We start from the raw sequence: 22,711 nt of genomic DNA on the forward strand, positions 1-22,711 counted from the left end.
GGGTGCCTCTTCCTTTCGCCGCCGCCCAGCCCCTTCCTGCCGGCGTCAGACCCGGCCGCCCAGGTAAGCCTCCCGAACTTGGGGATCCCCCTGGAGCTCGTGGGCCATCCCCTCCAGCACCAGCCGGCCCGTCTCCAGCACATAGCCTCGCTGGGCCACATGGAGGGCCAGGCGGGCGTTCTGCTCCACCAGGAGGACGGCCACCCCCTGCCGGTTGATGGCCTTGATGGTGCGGAAGATCTCCACCACCAGCTTGGGAGCGAGGCCGAGGGATGGCTCGTCCAGGAGCAGGAGCCGGGGCGAGGCCATGAGTCCCCGGCCGATGGCCAGCATTTGCTGCTCTCCGCCCGAGAGGGTGCCGGCCAGCTGGTGCCGCCGCTCCTTCAGCCGGGGGAAGAGCTGGTACACCCGGTCCCGCCCCTCGGCGAGGGCGTGGCGGTGCCGCCGCCGGGTGTAGCCGCCCAGGTTCAGGTTCTCCTCGACGGTGAGGGTGGGGAAGACCTTCCGTCCTTCGGGCACGTGAGCCACCCCCCGCTCCACCAGGGCGTGGGCGGGGAGCCGGGTCACCTCCTCTCCGTCCAGCCGGATCTGGCCCCCGGCCGGAGGGACCAGCCCCGAGATGGCCCGGAGGGTGGTGCTCTTCCCCGCCCCATTGGCCCCCAGCAGGGTGACGATCTCGCCCGCCTCGACCTGGAGGCTGAGGCGGTGGAGCGCGACCACGCCGCCGTAGCGGACCGTCAGGTCCTTCACCTCCAGGAGTGCCATCAGATCAGCGCCTCCTCGCCCGGCCGGCCCAGGTACGCCTCGATCACCTGGGGCGCGTTCTGCACGTCCGAAGGCGTTCCCCGGGCAATGATCCGGCCCTGGTCCAAGACGGCCACCTCGTCGGAGATGCCCATCACCACCCGCATGTCGTGCTCGATCAGGAGCACGGTGACGCCCGAAGCCCGGATCTGGAGGATCAGCTCCATCAAGGCGTGGCTTTCGCTCTCGTTGAGGCCGCCCGCGGGCTCGTCCAGGATCAGGAGGGTGGGCTGGGTGGCCAGGGCCCGGGCGATCTCCAAGCGCTTCCGGTCGCCGTAGGGGAGGCTGGCCGCCAGCTCGTGGGCCGCCGCCTCCAAGCCCACCAGCTCCAGGCAGGCCTGGGCCACCTCCCGGACCCGGGCTTCCTCCGCCCGCTGGCGCCTGGTCCGGAGGATGGAGGCCCACAGCCCCGCCTGGCTCCGGCAGTGCTGCCCCGCCAGCACATTCTCCAGGCAGGTGAGGTTGGTGAAGAGCCGGACCGTCTGGAAGGTGCGGGCGATGCCCCGCTGGACCACCTGGTGGGGGCGAAGCCCCACCAGCTCCTCACCCTGAAACCGGATGGAGCCGACATCGGGCCGGTAGATGCCGGTGATGAGATTGAACAGGGTGGTCTTCCCAGCCCCATTGGGTCCGATGAGGCTGGTGATGGTCCCCCGCCGCACCTCCAGGGTCACGTCCCGGACCGCCTGGAGGCCCCCGAAGCGCTTCCGGACCCCCCGCAACTCCAGCAGATTCATGGCTCCCGCTCCCCCGCCAGCTGCCGGCTCCACCGGCGGCTCGGCCAGAGGCCCTGGGGCCGGAAGACCATCATCAGAGCCATGGCCGCCCCGAAGAAGAGCATCCGGTACTGGGCGAAATCCCGGAGGACCTCGGGCAGGACCATCATGGCCGCGGAGCCGACGAGGACGCCGGGGATGGAGCCCAGACCGCCCAGGACGACGATGGCGAAGAGGATGACCGCTTCCATGAAGGTGAAGCTCTCCGGTGAGACCACCACCATCTTGGCCGCATACAGGGTGCCGGCCGCCCCCGCCAGCCCCGCGCCCAGGACAAAGGCGAGCAGCTTGGCCTGGCGGACATCGATCCCCATCGCCTCCGCCGCCACCTCATCCTCCCGGACGCAGTTCCATGCCCGCCCGATCCGGGAGTGCTGAAGCCGCAGGAGGGCCCAGACCACCAAGCCCACCACACCCCAGACCAGGTAGTAAAAGGCGGCGGGATCGTCGAGACGGCGGCCCAGCACGGTGAACTGGTCCAGCAGGATCAGGCCGTTGGGCCCCCCCGTCAACCCCCAGGGGTTGTTGACCAGGGTCACCCGCAGGATCTCGTTGAGGCCGATGGTGGCCACCAGCAGGTAGTCGCCCCGCAGGTGGATGATGGGGCGGCTCAGCCCATACCCGGCGGCCGCGGCCAGCAGGCCGGAGAGGGGCATGAGGAGCCACAGGGAGAGTCCCCAGGCCTGATTGAGGAGGACCGTCCCGTAGGCCCCGATGGCAAAGAAGGCGGTGTGGCCCATGTTGAAGAGCCCCACCTCGCCCACGATCAGGTTGAGGCTGAGGCCCAGTAGGGCGTAGATCCCCCAGAAGATGGCCACATCCAGCCAGTAGTCACTGAGCACCAGGGGCAAGGCCCCACCCGCGGCCACCAGGGCCGCCATCAGAAGGGCTCGGGCCGGGCCCTCCACCTGGGATCCCGCCCCGGCCAGCCGTGCATCGGAGGCCAGCCGTCCATCGGAAACGCCCATCTCCCTTGATCTGCTCCTGGCCACGGTCACACCTTCTCCGCCACCCGCTCACCGAGCAGCCCCGTGGGCCGGAGGATCAGGAGCAGGATCAGGATCATGAAGACGAAGGCATCCTTCCAGGCCGCCGAAAGGTACCCGGCGCCCAGCATCTCCAAGATGCCCAGCAGGAGCCCCCCGATCATGGCCCCCGGGATGTTCCCGATGCCCCCTAAGATGGCCGCGGTGAAGGCCTTGAGGCCGTAGATCCAGCCCATGGTGAAGTGGACCTGACGGTAGTAGAGCCCCAGCAAGACCCCCGCCGCGGCGCCGAGAGCGGGTCCGATGAAAAAGATGAACTGGATGATCCGATCGACGTTGATCCCCATCAGGCGGGCGGTGTCGTGGTCGATGGCCGTTGCCCGGATGGCCGTGCCCAGCATGGTCTTCTGGATCAGGAGGTAGAGGCCCACCATCAGGACCAAGGCCACCGCCAGGATCACCACCTGCATGAGGGAAAGGTGGAGGCCGGCCACGGTCCAGCGCACCTCGGGCAGCGCCCAGGCAGGGTAGGCCCGGTACCGGGGGCCCCAGAGGAGCATGGCCCCGTTCTGGAGGAAGATGGAGACCCCCAGGGCCGAGACCACCGCGGTGAGCCGGTTGGCCCGCCGCAAGGGGCGGTACGCCACCCGCTCAATGACCAATCCCAGGAGGGCTACCGCCCCCATCACGACCAGCAGCAGAAGGAGGAGAGCAAGGCCCAAGGGCAGGGCGCCCCCCAGGCCCGTCGCGACCAGCAGGGTGAACCCCAGGTAGGCGCCCAGCATGAAGAGCTCGCCGTGGGCGAAATTGATCAGCCGCAGCACCCCGTAGACCATGGTGTAGCCCAAGGCGACCACGGCATAGACCGACCCCACCGTCAGCCCGTTGAGCAGCTGTTCCAGAAAGAGGGCCACCCCGTCACCTCCCGCGACGGCCGGCGGCCCGGGCGGAGCGGCCCGCCCGGGCCCCCATCATCCCGCTGGTCTTACGGCTCGTACGGCTGCAGGCCGCCGTCCGGCCCGACCTGGTAGGCCAGGTAGATGGCCCCCTCCCGGTCGCCCCGGCTGTCGAAGGCGATGGGGCCCGTGATCCCCTGGATGGCGAGCGGCCCCCGGATGAACTCGGCCAGGATCTCACTCTCGGTGGAGCCCGTCGCCTCGATGGCTGCCGCCAAAACCAGGAGCGCGTCGGCCGCGTAGACCGGCCAGGGGCTGCTGGGCGGCTGGCCATGGCGCCGGACGTACTCCTCCAGGAAGGCCTGGGCCTCGGGGTAAGGCAGGTCGGTGGGCAGCGGCTCCTGGGTCATGAGAGCCCCGCTGGCCACCTCCAGCCCGGCGATCTCCACGAACTCGTCGTTGATGGCCGCATTCCCGCCCACAAAGAGGGCGTCGATGCCCAGATCCCGCATCTGCCGGGCAATGAGGGCCGCCTCGGGGTAGTAGCCCGTGTAGTAGACCACCTCCGGCGCCCGAGCTCGCATGCGGCTCAGGATGGGGGTGAAGTCCCGCTCGCCGGGGGTCACCGCGTCGTAGAAGACCAGCTCCGCCAGGCCTTCGGCCGCCAAGGAGGCCCGGGCCGCCTCGGCCAGCCCCCGGGCAAAGGTGGTGTTGTCGTGGAGGATGGCCACCCGGCTCGCCCCCAGCATCTCGTTGACGAGCTGGGCGAAGAAGGCTCCCTGCCGGTCATCCCGGAAGCAGGTGCGGAAGAAGTAACGCCAGCCGCGTTCAGTCAGCTGGACGGCGGTGGCCCCGTAGGCGATGTTGACCACCCCCGCCCGCTCATAGATGGTGGAGGCCGCTTCGTTGATGGAGGAGCCATACGTGCCGATGACCGCCACCACGCCCGCAGCCACCATCCGCTGGGCCACCAGCGCGCTCTGGCGCGGGTTGCCCTGATCGTCTCCCAGGACGATCTCGATGGGCCGGCCCAACACCCCGCCCCGGGCGTTGATCTGATCCTTCACGATCTCCACGGAGTTCCGGGCCATCTCGCCCTCGTAGGCCCAGGGACCGGTGATGGGCGCCTGCAACCCGATCCGGATCGGCTCTTGGGCGCCAACAGCCCCCGCCAGAAGGACAGCCAGCAACCAGGTCACGACCCAAGCGGCAGCGAAGGCTCCCGCTCCACGCGGACGCATCGGTGCACCCCCTGTTGCCTTCCCCGGTCAGGACCGCGCCCTGACCAGTCTGGAGCCCCCGACGCCCTCACGAGCCTCCCATTCGCCGCGATCTGTCCGTCCCCTTCAAATAAGGGCGAATTCTTCGTGTCTTGTGGGATAACAGTGATGAGCATGGTCAGCGTTCAGCCGGTCACGTTGCGCAGGTGGCGGAGGGTGAGCCCCTCCCGGTGAAGGCGGAGGGCGATCACATCGATCCGGGCGGGCCGGCTCCGGTGGAGGGGGTGGCGGGCTCGGAAGGCGGAAGCCAGCCGCTGGAGCCGGGCCTGCTTGGCCCGGTCCACCGACTCCTCGGGCGTCCCGGCGGGCCCGCCCCGCCGGGTGCGGACTTCGACGAAGACCAGGATCTCACCGTCGAGGGCCACCAGGTCCAGCTCGCCCAGCCGGTTCCGGAGGTTCCGGGCGAGGACTTGGTATCCCAGTCCCTGGAGATAGAGGGCGGCGAGGGCCTCGCCCCACCTGCCCAATTGGAGGCGGCCGCCCGGCCCGTCTAGCCGCTGGCCGCGGGTTCCGGTTGGGGCGGCTCGGGGCGTTCCAGGGTGAGGCGGCCCAAGCGGCCCCGGCGGAACTGCTGGAGGAGACGGAGGGCCGTCTGCTCGGCGTGGATCCCGCCCCCCTTGGCGACCAGTCCCCAGCGGCGCCCCATCCGCTCCAAGGCCTCTTCCGCCTCGTCCCGTTCGGGGCCGGCCAGACCCAGGCGCGTGACGAGCCACACGGCCACCTCCCAGACGGGAAAGCTTCGGTCGGAGACGAGTCCCAAAGCCGCCAAGAGGTAGGCCCGTTCGCCCCGGATCCCCGCCGGGGCCAGAATGCCCGGGGTATCCAGGATCTCCAACCCCTCGCTCACCCGGATCCACTGGGGCCCCCGGGTGGTACCCGCGCGCGCTTCGGTCCTGGCCCGGGTCCGGCGGGCCAGGACGTTGATGAGGGTTGACTTCCCCACATTGGGCAGGCCCACCACCACCGCCCGCTGGACGGTCACGTGGGCGCCCAAGCGGATCCCCCGGAGGGCGGCATCCTGCCGGGGCCGGGGCGGCGTCAGGCGGCGCCGAATCCCCTGGTAGCTGGTCGGGCGGTCCAGCCGGACCACCTGGACCTGCTCGCCCTGGGCCCGGAAGTGGTCCACCCAGCGCCGGGTGAGGGCGGGATCGGCCAGATCCCCGTGGCTCAGCACCAGGATCCGCCGTTCCGGCGGAACCAACTCAGCCAGCCGCCGCTCCCGGCTGGCCTGCGGGGCCCGGGCGTCGCAGACCTCCAGAACCCACTGGGCCTGGGAGAGCAAGAGCCGCAGTTCCCGCCGGGCCCGCACCAGGTGTCCGGGTTGCCAGCGGATCTCCACGGCTTACCGACGTTCCTTCAGGCGCGCCTTCTTGCCCTTCAGGTTGCGCAGGTAGTAGAGCTTGGCCCGGCGGACCCGGCCGTGGCGGACCACCTCGATCTGCTCGATGCTCGGCGAGTGGATGGGAAAGACCCGCTCCACCCCCACGCCGCCGCTCACCTTCCGGACGGTGATGGTCTCGCTCAGCCCCGAACCATCCCGGGCCAGGACCACGCCCTCAAAGATCTGGATCCGCCGCCGGTCGCCCTCGACCACCCGGAGGTGCACCTTGACCGTGTCGCCGGGCACGATCTCCGGCAGGTCGTCTCGCATTTGGGCCTTCTCAATCTCACGAATCCGGTCCATCATCTCCACCTCACCCTTCCGAACCGTTCCCCTTCTCCTGGCTGGGCCCCTGGGCCTCGCGCCAGCGTTCCACCAAAGCCCTCTCCTCCGGCGTCAGGGAGGCTTGGGCCAGCAGGTCTGGACGCCGTTGCCACGTGCGGTACAGCGCCTGCCGGCGCCGCCAGCGCGCGATCTCCTGGTGGTTGCCCGTGGTGAGCACCTGGGGCACTTCCATGCCCCGGAAGACCGGCGGGCGGGTGTACTGGGGGTACTCCAGGAGCCCGTCGCTGAACGACTCTTCCACCGGCGATGCGCTGCTGCCCAAGACCCCCGGCACCAGCCGCGTCACCGCATCAATGACGATCAAGGCTGCGTACTCCCCGCCGGTGAGGACGTAATCACCCACCGACAGCTCCTCATCGACAAAGGCCCGGACCCGCTCGTCCACCCCTTCGTACCGGCCGCAGAGGAGGATGAGGCGCTCTTCCTTGGCCCGCTCCTGGGCCCAGGCCTGATCCATCACCCGCCCCTGGGGGGTGAGGAGGATGGCCCGGCCCGGCGGCCCCTGAGCCCGCACCGCCTCCAAAGCCTCCACCAGCGGCTCAGGCTTCATCACCATCCCCGCCCCGCCCCCATAGGGGGTGTCGTCCACCGTCCGGTGCCGGTCCCGGGTGAAGTCCCGGAGTTGCCAGAGGCGGACCTGGAGCAGCCCCTTCTCCCGGGCCCGCTGCATCATGCCCACGTCCAGGGGGCCCTGGAAGAATTCAGGAAAGATGGTGATGACGTCAATCAGCATACGTGCGTCCGGTCGCCTCCTCCAGCCCTGGCAGCAGGGCCACCTCCATCCGCCGCTGGGGAAGGTCCACCCGGCGGATCACCTGGCGCAGGGTGGGGAGCAGGATCTCCCACCCCTCCCCCCGGACCACCAGGACGTCGTTGGCCCCCGTCTCCAGCACATCCACCACCCGGCCCAGATGGCGGCCCTCCTCGGTCCACACCTCCAGGCCCAGGAACTGGAAGCGGTAGAACTCGCCCTCGGGTAGGGGAAGGACCTCCTCCGGGGGGATCTGCAGGAGGCTATTGGCCAGAAGCTTGGCCGCCTCCCGGGTCTCCACCCCTTCAAACCGGAGCCGGACCTGACCGCCCTGCACCCGCACCCCTTGGATGGTCATCCAGCGGGGCGGGCCGTGACGGGGCACCAGCCGCACCCGGGTGAGCTTCCGGAACCGAAGGGGATCGTCGGTCTCGGGCTCCACCCGGACCCAGCCCGAAACACCCCAGGCCGTCATCACCCGGCCCACCGTCACCCACTGGGGCGGCTCACCTACTCCAGAATCTCCAGGCGAACCGCTTCGCCTCCCCGTCCCGAGGCTGCCTTGAGGAGGGTCCGGATCGCGTTGGCCACCCGGCCCTGCTTTCCGATCACCTGGCCCATGTCGTCGGGATGGACCCGGAGCTCCAGGACGGTGGGGGTCTTCTTGCCCGCCTCGCCCCGCACCAGGCTCACTTTGACGTCGTCGGGATGGTCCACCAGGTGAACGGCGATCCATCGAACCAGCTCCACAAGCCCAGTCTCGTCCACGGCTACGCCTCTTTCTGCTTCTTGCTCGCCTCGAACTTCTGCCAAACCCCGGCCCGCTCCAGCACCTGGCGCGCGCTCTCGGACGGCTGGGCGCCCCGGGAGAGCCAGAGCAAGGCCCGCTCCTCATCCACCTTGATCTCGTCCGCCTCCGTCTTGGCGATGGGGTTGTACGTGCCGACGGTCTCAATGAACCGCCCATCCCGGGCGGCCCGGGAGTCGGCCACCACCAGCCGGTAGAAGGGCTGGTGCTTGGCCCCCATGCGCTTGAGACGGATCCGTACTGCCACCTCAAACCACCTCCTGAACCTACCGCCGACCCCGGAAGAGGCCGCCCCAACCCTTGCGGCCCTTCCCGCCCCGGATCCGGCGTCCCGCCTGCCCCATCTGCCGGATGAGGGCCCGGGTCTGCTCGAACTGTTTCAGCAAGCGATTCACATCCTGCACCTGGGTGCCGCTCCCGGCGGCAATCCGCCGCCGGCGGGAGCCGTCGATGATCTGCGGGTTCCGCCGTTCCTGGGGCGTCATTGACTGGATCATGGCCTCCACCCGCTTCAGCTCCCGCTCGTCCACCTGGAGCCCCTTCAGGCTGCCCGCGCCCGCCGGCAGCCCGGGCAACATCTGGAGGAGCTCGTCCAGAGGCCCCATCTTCCGCACCTGCCGGAGCTGCTCCAGAAAGTCCTCCAGGGTGAAGTCCGCCTCTCGGATCCGCTCCGCGAGCCGCTGGGCATCCTCCTGATCCATGGCCGCTTCGGCCCGCTCGATGAGGCTGAGCACGTCCCCCATCCCCAGGATGCGGGAGGCCATCCGGTCCGGGTGGAAGGGCTCCAGCTGCTCGATCCGCTCCCCCACCCCGACAAACTTGATGGGCTTGCCCGTCACCGCCAGGGCCGAGAGGGCGGCCCCGCCCCGGGCATCACCGTCGGTCTTGGTGAGGACCAGACCCGTCAGCTCCATCTGCTCCTGGAAGGTGCGGGCCACGTTGAGGGCCTCTTGGCCCGTCATGGCATCGAGGACCAGGAGGACCTCATGGGGCTGGATCCGATCCCGGGTCCGGCGGAGCTCCTCCATCATCTCGCTGTCAATCTGGAGCCGCCCGGCCGTGTCCACCAAGACCACGTCCGCCCCTGCCTGGGCAGCCGCCTCCACCCCCTGGGCCGCCACCTCCACCGGATCCCCCTGCCCCTCGTGGCAGGGCACCCCCACCTGCTTGGCCAGCACCCGGAGCTGGTCCACGGCCGCCGGGCGGTACAGGTCCCCGGCCACCAGATGGGGCCGGCGACCCTGCTGCTTGAGGCGGAAGGCCAGCTTGGCCGCGGTGGTGGTCTTCCCCGAGCCTTGGAGGCCGCAGAGGAGGATCACCGTCGGCGGCCGGGAGGCGAACTGGATCCCGGCGTGCTCGCCGCCCATCAGGGCCGTCAGCTCGTCCCGGACAATACGGATCACCTGCTGGGCAGGCGTGAGGCTCTTCAAGACCTCCTCGCCCACCGCCCGGGCCCGGATCCGCTCCAGGAGGTCTTTCACCACCCGGAAGTTGACGTCCGCCTCCAGGAGGGCCCGCCGCACCTCTTTGAGGGCCTCATCTACATCCGCGGGCGAGAGCTTGCCCCGGCCCGAGAGGCGGCGGAAGGCCTCCTGCAACCGCTCGGTCAGCCGTTCAAAGGCCATGACTCCCCTCCTTTGGGCGCCGGGTCCGCCAGCTGCACCAGACCCTGCCGGAGCTCGGCGGCCAGCCTCCGGGCCTCCGCCCGGTCACCGGCGGGATCGGCAAGGAGCGCCTCCACCCGCTGGGCCGTCTCGATGAGCCGGCCCAGATGCTCGGCCTGGGCCCGCCGGGCGGCCACCAGCCCTAAGATGCGCTCCATCTTCTCCAAGGTCCGTTGGGACCGGCGGAGGATGTCGTAGACCGCCTGCCGGCTGACCCCGTACTGGTCGCTGATCTCGCCCAGGGAGAGGTCGTCCAGGAAGTAGAGCTCGAAGAACCGGCGCTGCCGCTCGGTCAGGAGCTCCCCGTACCGATCGTAAAGCAGGGCCATCTCCACCGTCTTTTGCAGCCGCTCTTCCAGCCGGTTCTCCCCGTGGCCCGGGCGCCGCGCCATCCCAACCTCCGACCCTGTCAACCTTCTGGCCTTTACAGTTCCAGAGTATACTGGCGCGCGGGAGGTGCGTCAAGGAACTTCCCTTGACCCATCCCCGGCGAAGAGCGCGTCCACGAAGGCTTGCGGATCGAAGGGCTGGAGGTCCTCCAGGCCCTCGCCCACGCCGATCCACTTGACCGGCAGCCCCAGCTCCCGGGTGATGGCCCAGAGGATACCGCCCCGGGCGGTGCCGTCCATCTTGGTCACCACCAGTCCGGTGAGGGGCACCGTCTCATGGAAGAGCCGGGCCTGGGAGAGGCCGTTCTGGCCCACGGTGGCGTCCAGCACCAGAAGCCGCTCGTCCGCCGGCCGGCCCAGGGCCCGCTCCACCACCCGGTGGATCTTCTCCAGCTCCTTCATCAGGTTGGTCCGGGTCTGGAGACGCCCGGCCGTATCCAGGATGGCCCACGCCATCCCCCGGGCCCGGGCCGCCTGGACGGTGTCGAAGGCGACCGCGGCCGGATCGCTCCCCGGCTCCTGGCGGACCACATCCACCCCGATCCGGTGGCCCCACTCGGCCAGCTGGTCGCTGGCCGCGGCCCGGAAGGTGTCACACGCCCCCAGGATCACCTTTCCCCGCCCGCCCAGCTGGGCGGCCAGCTTGGCGGCGGTGGTTGTCTTGCCGGAGCCGTTCACCCCCAGAAGGAGGATGACCCCAGGCGGCTCGGGCGGCTGGTGCAGCTCCCGGCGGTGCTCGCTCAGCTGGTCCGTCATCAGGCGGCGGATGAGGGACAAGACCTCGTCGGCCGTGCTGGGGCGCTCTTTGGCCGCCGCCTCCCGCAGGGCGTCCAGGATGGCCTCCGCCCCGTCCAGCCCCACGTCCGCCTCCAGCAGGCTCTCCTCCAGCTCCAGGAGGAGCTCCTCATCGATCCGGCCCCGGCCGCCGGCCACCGCCTTCTTCAACTGGCTGACCCAGCCCGAGCGGCTCCGGGCCAGGCCTTGGCGCAACCGATCCCAAAGACTCATGGGGTTTCCTCCTCCGGTTCCGGCACCTTCAAGGAGATCAGGCGGGAGGTTCCGTCGCCGTCGAGGGTGGCCCCGTAGAGCACCCGGGCCGCCTCCACCGTCTCCGGCCGGTGTGAGATGAGCACAAACTGGGTGCGTTCCGAGAACTCCTCCAGCACCGAGACGAAGCGGGCCAGGTTCCGCTGGTCCAGGGCCGCGTCCACCTCATCCAAGAGGGCGAAGGCGCTAGGGCGGACCTTCTGCATGGCGAAGAGGAGGGCCACCAGGCAAAGGGAGCGCTCCCCGCCCGAGAGGGCGACCAGCGGCTGCCACCGCTTCCCCGGCGGGCGGACGTTCAGCTCCACCCCCGAGTGGAGGGGGTCGTCGGGGTCGGTCAGGTCCAGCCGGGCCTCGCCCCCGTCGAAGAGCTGCTGGAAGAGGTCCTGCAACGCCTCCTGGAGGGCGGCGAAGGCGGTGCGGAACCGCTCGGTGCTGGTCCGGTCGATGGTCTCCACCATCTCGGCCAGCTCCCGGCGGGCCGTGATCAGATCGTCCCGCTGGGCCTCCAGGGTCCGGTAGCGCTGGTCGATCTCCTGGAAGGCCTCCTCCGCGGCGGGGTTGACCGGCCCCAAACGGGCGAGCCCCGCCCGGAGGGAGCGGACCTGAGCCCGCAGCGCCTCCAGATCCCCCGGCAGCTCCGCGGCGGCCGCCGCCTCCCCCTGGGGGCCCTGCACCTCCTCAGGGGGCACGGGCGCGTCGTTGAGGAGGTGGTCCAGCTCGGAGCGCTCTCGCACCAGGTCCAGCTCCGCCCGGTGGCGCGCCTCCCGGAGGGCTTCCAGGCGGCCCGCGAGGGCCTGGGCCTGCTCTTCCCCTTGGGCCAGGGCCCGGCGGGCCTCCGCGTAGGCCCCCCGCCGCGCCTCAGCCTCGGCCCGCAAGGCGGCCAGGGCGGCCTCCAGCTCCCGCCGGGCCGCCCGCAGGGCCTGGCGGCGCTGGGCCAGGGCCTGGCGCTCCGGCTCCTGGGCCTGGCGGGCCTGGTCCAGCGCTCGGAGCGCCTCACGCCAGGCGGCCCAGCCGGCCCGCTCCTCGGCAAGCCGCCGGCTCGCCTCCTGGTACCGGTGGGCGGCGGCCTGGTGGGTCAGCCGGGCCTCGCCCACCGCCCGCAGGGCCGCCTCCACCCGGTCCCGGGCCGCCTGCCAGGCCTCCTCCCGCTGCGCGGCCTCCCCTTCCGCGCGGGCCAGCTCCGCCTCCACCGCGGCCAACCCGTGGGCCGTCGCCTGCGCCTCGGCCTGCAACCGGGCCTGCTCCGCTTCTTCCGCTGCCACGTGGCTCTTCAACCGGTCCCGTTCCGCCTCCAGCGCCGCCTGGTCCCGCTGGAGGCGGGCCACCTCCTGCTCCCCCTCCCGGCAGGCGGCGGCCGCCGCCCGCCACGCCTCTTCCGCCTCGGCCCGGGCCCGGCGCGCCGCCTCCAGGGCAGCTTGGGCCTGGCGAGCTCGCTCCCGGGCCTGGGCCAGGACCTGGGCCCGCCGGGCCCCTTCGGCCTCCAGGCGGGCCAGCTCGCTCTGGCGGGCGATGAGGCCGCCCGCCTCTTGGCGGAAGGCGCCCCCGGTGACCGCCCCCGACGGCAGGAGGAGGTCCCCCTCCACCGTCACCAACCGGGCGCCGCCGCCCGAGGGCATGGCCGGCGACTTCTGCAGTTGGAGGGCGGCATCCAGGGTCTCCAAGACCACCGTCCGCCCGAAGAAATAGGCGAGGAGCACCTCAAAGCCGCCCACCACCCCCACCATCTCCGCCAGCACACCCAGGACCCCCTGGGCCCGGCGGGCGGGATGGTGCGGGGGGAGGGGCGAGGCGGGCCGCAAGCGGTCCAGGGGGAGAAAGGTGGCCCGGCCCCGGCCGCCGGCCTTCAGCCAGGCGATGGCCTCCCGGACGGCCCGCTCGTCCCGGGTGACCAGGTACTGGCCCGCCCCGCCCAGGGCCGCCTCCGCGGCCCTGGCCAGCTCGGGCGGGACTTGGAGGAGTTCGGCGACGGAACCGATGAGCCCCGGAAAACGCTCCCGGGCCTGGAGGATGAGCCGGGGGCCCAAGGCGTACCCCTGGCCCTCCTCCACCAGCTGGCGCAAGCTCCCCAGCCGGGCCTGGAGCCGCTCGTACTCCCGCACCTCCCGGGTTCGGCCCGCCTCCGCCTCCTGGAGGGCCGCCTCCGCCTGGGCCAGCGCCGCCTTCCGGCGGGCCAGTTCGGCCTCCAGCCGCTCCCGCTCCGCCTCGTGCCGGGCCAGGCTCTCCCGAGCCTGGGCCACAGCGGCGGTCAGGCGGCTGAGACGCTCCTCCGTCTCGGCCAGCTGGCGCCGCCGTTCCTCCAGGGCCCGGGCCCGGGCTTTGGCCTCGGCCTGCTGGGCCGCCAGGCGCTCCCGGAGCCGGCCGGCCTGGGCCCGGAGGGCCTCCAGATCGGCGGAGGCCTGCCCTGCGGGGACCTCCTGCTCCACCGCGGCCAGGGCCGCCTCCGCCTCCTGGAGGGCTGTCTGGGCCGCGGCCAGCTCCCGGGCCGCTTCGCTCCTGGCCCGCCGCGCCGCCCGCCAGCGCTCCACCCGGCCCGCAGCCTGGGACCGGAGGCGGGCCCGCTCCTTCCGCTGGGCCCGCAGGCCCTGCGCCGCCTGGCGCCGCTCCACGGCCAGGACGCTCTCATCCCGTTCCAGGCGGCTCAGGGCCTCCTCCAGTTGCCGCTCCCGGCCCGCCACCTCCGCCAGGGCCCCTTCCAGGGAGGCGACCTGCTCCCGCAGGGTCTCCACCTGGGCCGCCTGGGCTCGGTGGCGCTCCAAGGCCTCCTGCAGGCGAGCCTGGGCCCCATCGAGCCGAGCCTGGGCCGCGGCGACCCGGGCCTCCGCCGCCTGGCGAGCCGCCAGGTAGAGGTGCCACTCGGCCAGGCGGAGCTTGGCCACCAGCTCCCGGTGGCGGCGGGCCCGCATCGCCTCCGCCTGGAGGCGGTCCCGCTGGGAGCGGACCTCGATGATGAGATCCTGCAGCCGGGCCAGCTCCAGCCGGGTGCTCTCCGCCTTGGCCAGAGCCTGCTCCTTTTGCAGCTGGTAACGGGCGATGCCCGCCAGGTCCTCCACCCAACCCCGGCGCTGTTCGGGCGTGGCCGTCAAGAGCGCGTCGATCTCGCCCTGGCCCACCAAGGCAATGCTCTTCCGCCCCACCCCCGTGTCCAGGAAGAGCTGCTGGATCTCCCGCAGCCGGCAGGGGATGCCGTTGATGAAGAACTCGCTCTCACCCGAGCGGGAGATCCGGCGCATCACCGAGACCTGGGCGTAGGGGACGGGCAGGCTGCCATCCTCATTGTTGACCGTCAGGACCACTTCCGCGACGTTGACAGGGGCGCGCCGGTCGGTGCCGGCGAAGATCAGATCGACCAGGCTCTTGGAGCGGAGCGCCTGCATGCTCTGCTCGCCCAAGACCCAGCGTACCGCGTCGGCGATGTTGCTCTTGCCGCTGCCGTTCGGCCCGACCACCGCGGTGATCCGCCGGTCGAAACGGAGCGTGACCCGCCGTTCAAAGGATTTAAAGCCGCGCAGGCTGAGGGACTCCAGGTGCACGGGCCCAACTCCTCCCAAAGTGCCAGCGCCTATTCTAGCACAAGGAGGTCGCGGCCTGCACCTGAGGACCCCTGCCCCCGGGCCCTACCCGGCCCGGTGACGCCGGGGCAGCTGGACGTAGAGGTCTGTCCGCCGACGGGTGGTCAGGGGGAGGGTGGGATTGAGCAGGGTGCCATACTGGGCGAGCAGGCGGGAGAGCTTGGCCCGGACCCGGGTGCGGGCGTTGTCCACCGCTTTGGCGTTGACGCCCACCGCCCGGACGATCTCTTGCGCGGTGTACCCCGCCGCCAGGTAGGCGGCGACGGTGTACTCCAAGACCGACAGGTGGTGCTGGAGGACCTGCTGGAGCCGGCCCACCGCCATCCGCTCGGCCACCAGGTCCACCGGGTCCGGGTCCTCCGCGGGAATGGTCTCCTGGACGGTCCGCTCGGCCTGGCCTTGGACCGGGTGCTGGAGGGAGACGGCCGTGTTGAGAGCCCGGTGGCGGGTCCCGTTGGCGCTTTTGATGGCGTTGTAGACCTTCCGGATAATACAGAGGTAGGCAAAGGAGCTGAAGGCCACATCGTACCGGACCGGGTCGTACTGGGCGATGGCTTGGATCAGGCCGATGAAGCCTTCCTGGCACAGGTCGTCAAAATCCATGGCCCGGGCGTAGTGGCGGCGGACGATGTGGCGGATCATGGGGGTGTACTTGCGGATCAGCTCCTCTTCCGCCTCCCGATCCTTCTGCCCGATCCGCTGCAACAGCTCCAGATCTCGTTTCTGGTTGGGACTGACCACAGGGACCCTCCTCGATGCGAGAGCTCTTCTCCCCTCCACGCGGCCAAGACGCGACCAGAAGGCCCCGGTCCTCCGGGACCGAGATAAAGGCACACAATTCTGGAAATTGTCCCGAAAAGAACTCGCCCCGTCGAGCGGAGCTCACCGGGGCTCAACGATAAACCGGATGGCAGTCCGCTCCTCACCGTCAATCTCGATCTCAGCGAACGCCGGAATACAGATCAGGTCAATGCCGTTGGGGGCCACGAAGCCTCGGCTGATGGCGATCGCCTTGATCGCCTGATTGACGGCGCCGGCGCCGACGGCTTGCACCTCCGCGGACCCGTGCTCCCGCAGCACGGCAGCCAGAGCACCGGCGACAGCCTTGGGCTTCGACGTTGCGGATACCTTCAGGACCTCCACGCCGAGTACGCCTCCTCCTGAGACGCTGCATGGGCGCCTGGTGCGACCCCTGCACTGTGTGGCTGGATGTGCCTAATCCTATTCCCGCCCTCGAGGCAAAATCCTCCCGGTTCAGTTATTAGCCGTCCCTTGTGGTATCTGCTCGAGGCGGCGCTGGGTGGCGTTGAGCACCGCTCGGGCCGCCGCCTCCTCATCGGAGCGGCGGATGACGGCCACACCCACGGTGGTGAAGCCCTCACCGCCCTCCCCAATGGCGCCCACCCGGACCACCATCACCCACCGGTGGGCGACCAACACCCGCCGGATCGCCTCCACCCCGAAGCGGAGGCGCTCCTGCCAGAGGCCCTCCAGCGCCCGCAAGGTGGCCTCGGCGGCCAGCGCCCCCCGGCTCTCCGGGGAAACGGCCGCCTGGGCTTCACCCTCGGCCGCCTGGTCCCCCCGGAGGAGGCGGACCCGGACCACCAGGTTCTGCCGGGTCTGCTCCACCACGATCCGGTCCAGGATGATCCGCTTCGGACCCTTGCGACCCTGGCCCCCCAGCTGCACCACGCTGATGAGCCGCCGGTCGATGCGGAGGCCGAACCGGGTCAGGAGGAAGGCCTCCACGTCCCGGACCACCTGCTTGGGCGAGGGTCCTGGGGCGGCCAGGACGTGGATCTCGTCGATGGGCCGCTCCGCCCCGGCGACCACCCGGACCGCCTCCACCGACGCCAGCTCCAGCAGCCCCCGCTCCACCTCCCGGGGATCGATCCGCAGCTCGTCCCCTGCCGTCTCCGGTCCTGGCCAGGTTTGGTGCTCCATCCTTCAGGCCCCTCCCCCGCCGATCGGTTCGCCGTGGCGCCCAGCAGCCTGACAGGGTTTCTGTAGTCGCCCGCGGGCTCGTCTGGCTTTTGGAAAGGCTTTGTCAGCCGCTCGTACCGGCTTCTGGGCCCATTCTCAAAAACACCGGCCCTCGGGCCGGTGACACACTCTATGTAAAGGTCTGCGTTCAAGCCTGTACCGAACTCCTATACTCCGGTTGGCCATCTGGGAGCCCTTTCCTGCCATCCAGCGGCGGGCCAGCCCGAGACCATCCGAGGACGGTGCCATGGAAGCCCACGACGTCTTGCAACGGATGTCCCAGCTCGTCCGCGAGCGCCCGGCCATCACGGTCCGGGAGCTGGCCGACGCCTTGGGGTACAGTCAAGAGCGATCCGTCTACTATTGGCTGAACAAGGCTGACTTCCGAGGGATTCGCCAGTTCCGGGACGCAGTCCTGCGTGGCGAGTGGGGTGGATCCGCGGGAATCCGCTCTCAGGCTGGGGGTTACGAGCTGCCCCTTTACCGGATGAGCCAGCTTCCCTTCGATCGGGACCAGCCGCCGCCCAGCTCCCGCCGGCTGGTGGTGGAAACCCCGCCCGCCCCGGAGGCGTTCGCGGTGGAGGTGGAGGGGAGCGAGTACGCCCCCGTCATCGAGCCCCAGGACCAGCTGGTCATCGACCCCGCCAGCGAGCCCCGGGACGGTGACCTGGTGCTGGTCCTCCTGAAGGGTTCCGGCCCGGCCATCCGCCGGATCTTCGGCCAGAACCCCACCTGGCTCACTCATCCCAGCCGGCCCCGGCCCTTCGAGGCGTACCCCTCCCGTCCCGTCATCCTGGGCCGGATCAGCCGCCTGGTGCGCCTGTTCTAGGAGGAGCACCCTGGAGAGACGGGCCGCCGTGGAGACCGTCAGGAGTTGGAGGGGGCCTGCACCGCGTCGGGCTGGCCGCCGTCTTCCTCCTCGGCCTGCTCCAGCACCGACAGGGCCTGCCGGGCCGCCTCCTGCTCGGCCGCCTTCTTGCTCCGGCCCACGCCCCGGCCCAAGGCCCGGTCGCCCAACCAGACCTCGACGGTGAAGCGGCGGTCGTGGTCGGGGCCCACCGCCTCCACCAGCCGGTACTCCGGCCGCTGGCCACCCCGTTCCTGGGTCCGTTCTTGGAGCCGGCTCTTGGCGTCAAAGCTCCGGACCGTCCCGGGCAGTCGGGCGATCTCCTCTTCGAAGAGGGTCTCGATCCACCGGGCCGCCGCTTCATACCCCTGCTCCAGGTAGATGGCGCCGATCAAGGCCTCCAAGGCGTCCCCAATGAGGGAGTCCTTCTGCCGCCCGCCGCTGGCCGCCTCCCCGTGGCCCAACCGGAGGTAGCGGCCCAGGGAGAGGCTCCTCCCCTTGGCGGCCAACACTGGGGCCCGGACCAGGTCGATCCGCATCTGAGCCAGCCGGCCCACGGGCAGGTCGGGGAACTGGCGGAAGAGACGGTCAGCGATGGCCAGCCCCAGGACCGCGTCCCCCAGAAACTCCAGCCGTTCGTTCTCCCGGCGGGGCCGGTGGGGTGACTGGGGGTAGGAGCGGTGGGTCATCGCCTCGTCCAAGAGGTCCAGCCGCGTCAAAGGCGGGTCAACCACCCGGGCGAGGGCGGCCAGCTGCCGCGCTCGCCCGGGCGAGATCCCCGTCCCTTCCACCCGGGGCGCCCCTTCCCGGGGCGGTCGGCTTTTCTTTGGACGTCGCCGGCGTCTCTCAGAGGGTGTCTCGCCGGAAGAGGAGGACAACGTTATGACCCCCGAAACCAAAGGAGTTGGAGATGGAGACCTGGACCGGCTGTTCCCGAGCGGTGCCGGGCACGTAGTCCAGGTCGCACTCAGGATCAGGGTTGTCCAAGTTGATGGTGGGCGGGATGACGCCCTTCACCAGGCTCATGACGGCCACCATCGCCTCGAAGGCGCCCGCCGCCCCCAGCATGTGGCCGGTCATGGACTTGGTGGAGCTGACGGCCACCTGGTAGGCGGCCTCCCCCAAGGCCTGTTTGATGGCCAGGGTCTCGCTCCGGTCGTTGTAGATGGTGGAGGTGCCGTGGGCGTTGATGTAGTCCACCTGGTCAGGCCGGCACTGGGCCTGCTGGAGGACGAGCTGCAACGCCCGGGTGGCCCCCCGGGCCTCGGGGTCCGGCGCGGTGACGTGGTAGGCGTCGGCCACACTGGCGTAGCCGCAGACCTCGGCCAGGATGGAGGCCCCCCGCCGGCGGGCGTGCTCCAACTCCTCCAGGACCAAGACCGCGCTCCCCTCGGCCATGACGAAACCGTCCCGGTCCCGGTCGAAGGGGCGGCTCGCCCGTTGGGGCTCGTCGTTCCGGGTGGAGAGGGCCCGGGCCGCGGCGAAGCCGGCAAGGGCCATGGGCGTGATGCTCGCCTCGGTCCCCCCGGCGAAGATGACGTCCGCATCCCCCCGGGCGATGGCCTGGTAGGCCTCACCGATCGCGTTGGCGCCGGTGGCGCAGGCGGTGACGGGCGCCCCGATGTACCCCCGGGCCCCCAGCTCAATGGAAACCTCCCCGGCCGCCATGTTGGCGATCATCATGGGCACAAAGAAGGGGTTCACCCGGCCCGGCCCCCGTTCCAGCATGGTCCGGTGCTGGGTTTCGAAGGTCTCCATGCCGCCGATGCCCGAACCGATGACCACGCCCACCCGTTCGGGCTCGTCCTCCACCACGATGCCGCTGGAGGCCCGGGCTTCTTGCGCGGCCGCGATGGCGAACTGGGCGAACCGGTCCAGGTGGCGGGCCCGCTTCCGATCCACATAATGCAACGGGTCGAAGCCGTGAACCTCCCCGGCAATGCGGACGGGCAGGTCCGAAGCATCGAACCGGCTCACGGGCCCCACACCGGATCTCCCGGCCACCAGGCCTTCCCATGAAGCCTCCACGCCGATCCCGAGAGGAGAGACCGCCCCCAGCCCCGTCACCACCACCCGCCGACGGGGCCCTGCTGTTCGCTCGCCCATAGGCCCAAGAGCTCCCCCTTCTTACACACCCGCGGCCCAACGGCCTTGCCGCCCGACCGGTCCCGTCAGCCCTTCTGCTCCTTGATGTAGTTGACCGCGTCGGCCACGGTCGCGATCTTCTCCGCGGCCTCGTCGGGGATCTCCAGATCAAACTCCTCTTCGAAGGCCATCACCAGCTCGACGATGTCCAACGAGTCAGCCCCCAGGTCCTGGACGAAGTGGGACTCGGGCTTGATCTCATCGGCCTCCTTGCCCAGCTGATCGACGATGATCTGCCTGACCTTCTCGAAGATCTCGGTCTCCATCGACGTACCCTCCTTCAACTGCCGCCCGACCATCAGGCGGTCCCGATACCCTTCTTCCCAGGGCCCGGTCGTGCGCGCCCTGGTGGGAAAGCCACTTTAGTACATGGACAGGCCGCCGTCCACCGTCAAGGTGTGGCCTGTGATGTACGCGGCTTCGTCCGAGACCAGGAAGGCCACCGCGGCGGCGACCTCCTCCGGCTGCCCCACACGACCCAGGGGGATTTGGCTCTGAAGGGCGAGACGCTCTTTCTCGGGGATGGCCCGAGTCATCTCGGAGTCTATGTACCCGGGAGCGACCGCATTCACCGTGATCCCCCGGCTGGCCAGCTCCCGGGCCAGGCTCCGGGTGAAGCCGATGAGGCCCGCCTTGGCCGCGGCGTAGTTGGCCTGGCCAGCGGTTCCCACCAGGGCCACCACGGAGCTGATCTGGACGATCCGCCCCCACTTGGCCTTGAGCATGGGCTTCACCGCCGCGCGGGCCATGAAGTAGGCGCCCGTCAGGTTGGTCTGGAGCACCGCGGCCCAGTCCTCTTCCCGCATCCGGGCCAGGAAGCGGTCCCGGTTGATGCCCGCGTTGTTCACCAGAATGTGGAGGGCGCCGAACCGCTCGACGCACGCCTGGACCGCGGCCTCGGCCTGCTCGGGATCGCCCACATCGCAGCCGATCCCCTCCACCCGGCCGAAGGCGGCCAGCTCCTGCGCCGCCCGGAGCGCGTCCTCCTCCCGCCGGCCGCAGACGAGCACGGAGGCCCCCTCTTGGGCCAGCCTCTGGGCGATCGCCCACCCCAGCCCGCGGGTGCCGCCGGTGACCAACGCGGCCTTGCCGGCCAGCCTCATCCCGCCTCACCCCGCTTGTGCGAGCCAATCAATTCTTCGGTCTCCGGAGGTTCTCCTGCCAGGATGACCTGGGCCTCAGGCAGGATGCGCCGGACGAGCCCCGCCAGCACATTGCCCGGCCCCGCCTCCACAAAACGCCCGTACCCTTGGGCGCCCAGCCAGCGGACCGACTCGGTCCACCGGACGGGGGCGGCCACCTGCCGGGCCAGCCCCTCCCGCACCTCCTGGGCGTTGGCGTAGGGCCGGGCCCACACGTTGGCCACCACCGGGATCTGGGGATCGGCCACAGGGATGGAAGCCAGGGCCTCACCCAAGCGCTCGGCCGCCTCGGCCAAGAGACTGGAGTGGAACGGCCCGCTCACCTTGAGGGGCACCAGCCGGCGGGCGCCCGCCGCCCGGGCCAGCTCGGCGAAAGCCTCCAACGCCCCTGGCTCCCCCGCCACCACCACCTGGCCAGGCCCGTTGTAGGTGGCCGGCTCCACCACCCCCGCCGTCACCTGGCGGCAGAGGGCCTCCACCTGCTCATCCTCGAGCCCCAGTACCGCCAGCATGCCGCCCGGCCCCTCGGGACGCCCCGCCCGGGCCTGCTCCATCAGCTCCGCCCGCAAGCGGACCAGCCGCAACCCCTCGGCGAAGTCCAAAGCCCCCGCGGCCACCAAGGCCGCGTACTCGCCCACGCTGTGCCCCGCCGCCGCGGCCGGCACCACGCCCCGGGCTTGGAGGCCGCGCCAGATGGCCACTTCTACGGTGAAGAGGGCCGGCTGGGTGTAGTAGGTCCGCTGCAGGACCTCCTCGGGCCCCTGGGCGATCACTTGGCTGAGGGGCTCCCCCAGGATCCGGTCGGCCTCCTCTAGAATCGCCCGGCTGGCTGGCTCCGCCTGGACCCAGGCCTGGCCCATCCCAACCCGCTGGGACCCCTGACCGGGGAAGAGCAAGACCAGGCTCATGGCCGTCCCTCCAAACTCCACCGCACCGCGACGGTCCCCCAGGTCAGCCCGCCGCCGAAGCCCACCATGACCACCAGATCCCCCGGCTTCAACCGGCCCGCCCGCCAGGCCTCATCCAAGGCGAGGGGAATGGAGGCGGTGGAGGTGTTGCCGTACCGCTCCAGGTTGGTGAAGACCTGCTCCGGCGCCAAGCCCAGCCGCTCCCGGGCCGCTTCAATGATGCGGATGTTGGCCTGGTGGGGCACCAAGAGATCCAGATCGGCCACGCTCAGGCCCAGCCCGTCCAGGACCGCCTGGGTCTCCTCCACCACCAGCCGGACAGCGAACTTGAAGATCTCCTGGCCGTTCATCCGGATGAAGGGGAGGGGCTCCTCCGGGCGTCCCCCCACGGTGTGGCGAGCGTGGGGCGCGTCCAGGTAGAGGTGGGGGCCGCCCTCCCCATCGGCGCCCAGCCGGCTGGCCAGGATGCCCTGCCCCTCGGCCACGGGGGCGACCACCACCGCGCCCGCCCCGTCACCAAAGAGGACACAGGTGCTCCGATCGGTCCAGTCGGTGATCCGGCTGAGAAGATCCACCCCCACCACCAGCACGTGCCGGGCGGCTCCTGCCTCCACCAGGTAGCGGGCCTGGTGAAGGGCGTAGACGAAGCCCGAGCAGGCGGCGGAGAGGTCATACCCGGCAGCCCGGCGGGCCCCCAGCTCCTTCTGGATCCGGACGGCCGTCGCCGGGAAGACCGTGTCGGGGGTGGAGGTGGCAGCGATGATGAGATCCACCGCCTCGGGCTCCAGGCCGGCCACCTCCAGGGCCCGCTGCGCGGCCCGCAGGCCCAGCTCCGTCGCCGTCTCCCCCGGGGAGACCACCCGCCGCTCCCGGATCCCCGTCCGGGTCCGGATCCACTCATCACTGGTCTCCACCATCTGCTCCAGGTCGCGGTTGGTCAGGATCCGGCCGGGAACGGCGGAGCCGATCCCGACAATGCCCGCTGGCATC

General features: G+C 70.8%; 26 protein-coding genes. 1 reads left to right on the forward strand and 25 read right to left on the reverse strand.

What is annotated here, in order from left to right:
- Positions 1-45: 45 nt before the first annotated feature.
- The 19 genes from FWJ67_RS03815 to FWJ67_RS03905 form a co-directional block, all read right to left on the reverse strand.
- Positions 46-765, reverse strand: coding sequence for an ABC transporter ATP-binding protein (locus FWJ67_RS03815; RefSeq protein WP_304172499.1), 720 nt, complete (start codon positions 763-765; stop codon positions 46-48).
- Positions 765-1,541 carry an ABC transporter ATP-binding protein gene (locus FWJ67_RS03820; protein ID WP_304172498.1) on the reverse strand — a complete coding sequence of 259 codons (777 nt, stop codon included), beginning with the start codon at positions 1,539-1,541 and terminating at the stop codon, positions 765-767. The genes FWJ67_RS03815 and FWJ67_RS03820 overlap by 1 nt, the downstream gene beginning before the upstream one ends.
- A complete protein-coding gene (locus tag FWJ67_RS03825) occupies positions 1,538-2,548 on the reverse strand; it encodes a branched-chain amino acid ABC transporter permease (RefSeq protein ID WP_414481917.1) in 1,011 nt (336 codons plus the stop codon). The genes FWJ67_RS03820 and FWJ67_RS03825 overlap by 4 nt, the downstream gene beginning before the upstream one ends.
- Positions 2,549-2,574: 26 nt before the next feature.
- Positions 2,575-3,480 carry a branched-chain amino acid ABC transporter permease gene (locus tag FWJ67_RS03830; protein WP_304172496.1) on the reverse strand — a complete coding sequence of 302 codons (906 nt, stop codon included), beginning with the start codon at positions 3,478-3,480 and terminating at the stop codon, positions 2,575-2,577.
- 71 nt (positions 3,481-3,551) lie between these two features.
- Entirely contained in the window at positions 3,552-4,703 is a 1,152-nt protein-coding gene (locus FWJ67_RS03835; RefSeq protein WP_304172495.1) for a branched-chain amino acid ABC transporter substrate-binding protein, read from the reverse strand.
- A gap of 164 nt (positions 4,704-4,867) precedes the next feature.
- Positions 4,868-5,209 carry a YraN family protein gene (locus tag FWJ67_RS03840; protein ID WP_304172494.1) on the reverse strand — a complete coding sequence of 114 codons (342 nt, stop codon included), beginning with the start codon at positions 5,207-5,209 and terminating at the stop codon, positions 4,868-4,870.
- A 23-nt stretch (positions 5,210-5,232) separates the two neighbouring features.
- Positions 5,233-6,081: a GTPase gene (locus FWJ67_RS03845; protein WP_304172493.1), complete on the reverse strand. Its 849-nt coding sequence runs from the start codon at positions 6,079-6,081 to the stop codon at positions 5,233-5,235.
- Positions 6,082-6,084: 3 nt separating this feature from the next.
- Positions 6,085-6,426 (reverse strand): 50S ribosomal protein L19, encoded by a 342-nt coding sequence (gene rplS, locus FWJ67_RS03850; RefSeq protein ID WP_369686550.1) that lies wholly within the window; start codon positions 6,424-6,426, stop codon positions 6,085-6,087.
- Between the two features lie 10 nt (positions 6,427-6,436).
- On the reverse strand, positions 6,437-7,201 hold the full coding sequence (trmD, locus tag FWJ67_RS03855) for a tRNA (guanosine(37)-N1)-methyltransferase TrmD (RefSeq protein WP_304172491.1): 765 nt from the start codon (positions 7,199-7,201) through the stop codon (positions 6,437-6,439).
- A complete protein-coding gene (gene rimM / locus FWJ67_RS03860) occupies positions 7,191-7,712 on the reverse strand; it encodes a ribosome maturation factor RimM (RefSeq protein WP_304172490.1) in 522 nt (173 codons plus the stop codon). The genes trmD and rimM overlap by 11 nt, the downstream gene beginning before the upstream one ends.
- A gap of 17 nt (positions 7,713-7,729) precedes the next feature.
- A complete protein-coding gene (locus FWJ67_RS03865; RefSeq protein ID WP_304172489.1) occupies positions 7,730-7,987 on the reverse strand; it encodes a KH domain-containing protein in 258 nt (85 codons plus the stop codon).
- A gap of 2 nt (positions 7,988-7,989) precedes the next feature.
- Positions 7,990-8,274, reverse strand: a complete 285-nt coding sequence (gene rpsP, locus FWJ67_RS03870; RefSeq protein ID WP_304172488.1) for a 30S ribosomal protein S16 — start codon at positions 8,272-8,274, stop codon at positions 7,990-7,992.
- Positions 8,275-8,293: 19 nt separating this feature from the next.
- Positions 8,294-9,652 carry a signal recognition particle protein gene (gene ffh, locus FWJ67_RS03875; protein WP_304172487.1) on the reverse strand — a complete coding sequence of 453 codons (1,359 nt, stop codon included), beginning with the start codon at positions 9,650-9,652 and terminating at the stop codon, positions 8,294-8,296.
- On the reverse strand, positions 9,634-10,083 hold the full coding sequence (ylxM, locus tag FWJ67_RS03880) for a YlxM family DNA-binding protein (RefSeq protein ID WP_304172486.1): 450 nt from the start codon (positions 10,081-10,083) through the stop codon (positions 9,634-9,636). The genes ffh and ylxM overlap by 19 nt, the downstream gene beginning before the upstream one ends.
- A 69-nt stretch (positions 10,084-10,152) precedes the next feature.
- On the reverse strand, positions 10,153-11,088 hold the full coding sequence (gene ftsY / locus FWJ67_RS03885; protein WP_414481916.1) for a signal recognition particle-docking protein FtsY: 936 nt from the start codon (positions 11,086-11,088) through the stop codon (positions 10,153-10,155).
- The gene (gene smc, locus FWJ67_RS03890) at positions 11,085-14,657 is read right to left on the reverse strand and encodes a chromosome segregation protein SMC (RefSeq protein WP_414482587.1); all 3,573 of its coding nucleotides are present in this window, start codon (positions 14,655-14,657) and stop codon (positions 11,085-11,087) included. Before smc ends, ftsY begins: the two co-directional genes overlap by 4 nt.
- An 84-nt stretch (positions 14,658-14,741) precedes the next feature.
- Entirely contained in the window at positions 14,742-15,437 is a 696-nt protein-coding gene (locus tag FWJ67_RS03895; RefSeq protein ID WP_414481915.1) for a sigma-70 family RNA polymerase sigma factor, read from the reverse strand.
- Positions 15,438-15,578: 141 nt separating this feature from the next.
- The gene (locus FWJ67_RS03900; protein WP_304172482.1) at positions 15,579-15,839 is read right to left on the reverse strand and encodes a stage V sporulation protein S; all 261 of its coding nucleotides are present in this window, start codon (positions 15,837-15,839) and stop codon (positions 15,579-15,581) included.
- Positions 15,840-15,950: 111 nt separating this feature from the next.
- Positions 15,951-16,640 carry a hypothetical protein gene (locus FWJ67_RS03905; protein WP_304172481.1) on the reverse strand — a complete coding sequence of 230 codons (690 nt, stop codon included), beginning with the start codon at positions 16,638-16,640 and terminating at the stop codon, positions 15,951-15,953.
- 286 nt (positions 16,641-16,926) lie between these two features.
- On the opposite strand from FWJ67_RS03905, the gene FWJ67_RS03910 reads away from it, so the two are divergent.
- Entirely contained in the window at positions 16,927-17,508 is a 582-nt protein-coding gene (locus FWJ67_RS03910; protein WP_304172480.1) for a LexA family protein, read from the forward strand.
- Positions 17,509-17,546: 38 nt separating this feature from the next.
- Here FWJ67_RS03910 and rnc read toward each other — a convergent pair whose 3' ends face one another.
- From rnc to FWJ67_RS03940, 6 genes are all read right to left on the reverse strand, one after another.
- On the reverse strand, positions 17,547-18,317 hold the full coding sequence (rnc, locus tag FWJ67_RS03915) for a ribonuclease III (RefSeq protein ID WP_304172479.1): 771 nt from the start codon (positions 18,315-18,317) through the stop codon (positions 17,547-17,549).
- Positions 18,318-18,372: 55 nt separating this feature from the next.
- Positions 18,373-19,632: a beta-ketoacyl-ACP synthase II gene (gene fabF / locus FWJ67_RS03920; RefSeq protein ID WP_304172478.1), complete on the reverse strand. Its 1,260-nt coding sequence runs from the start codon at positions 19,630-19,632 to the stop codon at positions 18,373-18,375.
- 65 nt (positions 19,633-19,697) lie between these two features.
- Positions 19,698-19,937 (reverse strand): acyl carrier protein, encoded by a 240-nt coding sequence (gene acpP, locus FWJ67_RS03925; protein WP_304172477.1) that lies wholly within the window; start codon positions 19,935-19,937, stop codon positions 19,698-19,700.
- A 96-nt stretch (positions 19,938-20,033) separates the two neighbouring features.
- Positions 20,034-20,774: a 3-oxoacyl-[acyl-carrier-protein] reductase gene (gene fabG, locus FWJ67_RS03930; RefSeq protein WP_414481914.1), complete on the reverse strand. Its 741-nt coding sequence runs from the start codon at positions 20,772-20,774 to the stop codon at positions 20,034-20,036.
- On the reverse strand, positions 20,771-21,721 hold the full coding sequence (gene fabD, locus FWJ67_RS03935) for an ACP S-malonyltransferase (RefSeq protein ID WP_414481913.1): 951 nt from the start codon (positions 21,719-21,721) through the stop codon (positions 20,771-20,773). Before fabD ends, fabG begins: the two co-directional genes overlap by 4 nt.
- On the reverse strand, positions 21,718-22,710 hold the full coding sequence (locus FWJ67_RS03940; protein WP_414481912.1) for a beta-ketoacyl-ACP synthase III: 993 nt from the start codon (positions 22,708-22,710) through the stop codon (positions 21,718-21,720). The genes fabD and FWJ67_RS03940 overlap by 4 nt, the downstream gene beginning before the upstream one ends.
- Between the last annotated feature and the right edge of the window lies 1 nt (position 22,711).

It is taken from the genome of Limnochorda sp. (assembly GCF_047459355.1).
Lineage (GTDB): Bacteria > Bacillota > Limnochordia > Limnochordales > Limnochordaceae > Limnochorda.

What these genes read in the sequence shown, in the direction of transcription:
- FWJ67_RS03815 (WP_304172499.1), bottom strand. Translation starts at nt 765, where the DNA reads ATGGCACTCCTGGAGGTGAAGGACCTGACGGTCCGCTACGGCGGCGTG.
- FWJ67_RS03820 (WP_304172498.1), bottom strand. Translation starts at nt 1,541, where the DNA reads ATGAATCTGCTGGAGTTGCGGGGGGTCCGGAAGCGCTTCGGGGGCCTC.
- FWJ67_RS03825 (WP_414481917.1), bottom strand. Translation starts at nt 2,548, where the DNA reads ATGGGCGTTTCCGATGGACGGCTGGCCTCCGATGCACGGCTGGCCGGG.
- FWJ67_RS03835 (WP_304172495.1), bottom strand. Translation starts at nt 4,703, where the DNA reads ATGCGTCCGCGTGGAGCGGGAGCCTTCGCTGCCGCTTGGGTCGTGACC.
- rplS (WP_369686550.1), bottom strand. Translation starts at nt 6,426, where the DNA reads ATGGACCGGATTCGTGAGATTGAGAAGGCCCAAATGCGAGACGACCTG.
- trmD (WP_304172491.1), bottom strand. Translation starts at nt 7,201, where the DNA reads ATGCTGATTGACGTCATCACCATCTTTCCTGAATTCTTCCAGGGCCCC.
- ffh (WP_304172487.1), bottom strand. Translation starts at nt 9,652, where the DNA reads ATGGCCTTTGAACGGCTGACCGAGCGGTTGCAGGAGGCCTTCCGCCGC.
- ylxM (WP_304172486.1), bottom strand. Translation starts at nt 10,083, where the DNA reads ATGGCGCGGCGCCCGGGCCACGGGGAGAACCGGCTGGAAGAGCGGCTG.
- ftsY (WP_414481916.1), bottom strand. Translation starts at nt 11,088, where the DNA reads ATGAGTCTTTGGGATCGGTTGCGCCAAGGCCTGGCCCGGAGCCGCTCG.
- FWJ67_RS03905 (WP_304172481.1), bottom strand. Translation starts at nt 16,640, where the DNA reads ATGGAGCACCAAACCTGGCCAGGACCGGAGACGGCAGGGGACGAGCTG.
- FWJ67_RS03910 (WP_304172480.1), top strand. Translation starts at nt 16,927, where the DNA reads ATGGAAGCCCACGACGTCTTGCAACGGATGTCCCAGCTCGTCCGCGAG.
- fabF (WP_304172478.1), bottom strand. Translation starts at nt 19,632, where the DNA reads ATGGGCGAGCGAACAGCAGGGCCCCGTCGGCGGGTGGTGGTGACGGGG.
- acpP (WP_304172477.1), bottom strand. Translation starts at nt 19,937, where the DNA reads ATGGAGACCGAGATCTTCGAGAAGGTCAGGCAGATCATCGTCGATCAG.
- fabG (WP_414481914.1), bottom strand. Translation starts at nt 20,774, where the DNA reads ATGAGGCTGGCCGGCAAGGCCGCGTTGGTCACCGGCGGCACCCGCGGG.
- fabD (WP_414481913.1), bottom strand. Translation starts at nt 21,721, where the DNA reads ATGAGCCTGGTCTTGCTCTTCCCCGGTCAGGGGTCCCAGCGGGTTGGG.
- FWJ67_RS03940 (WP_414481912.1), bottom strand. Translation starts at nt 22,710, where the DNA reads ATGCCAGCGGGCATTGTCGGGATCGGCTCCGCCGTTCCCGGCCGGATC.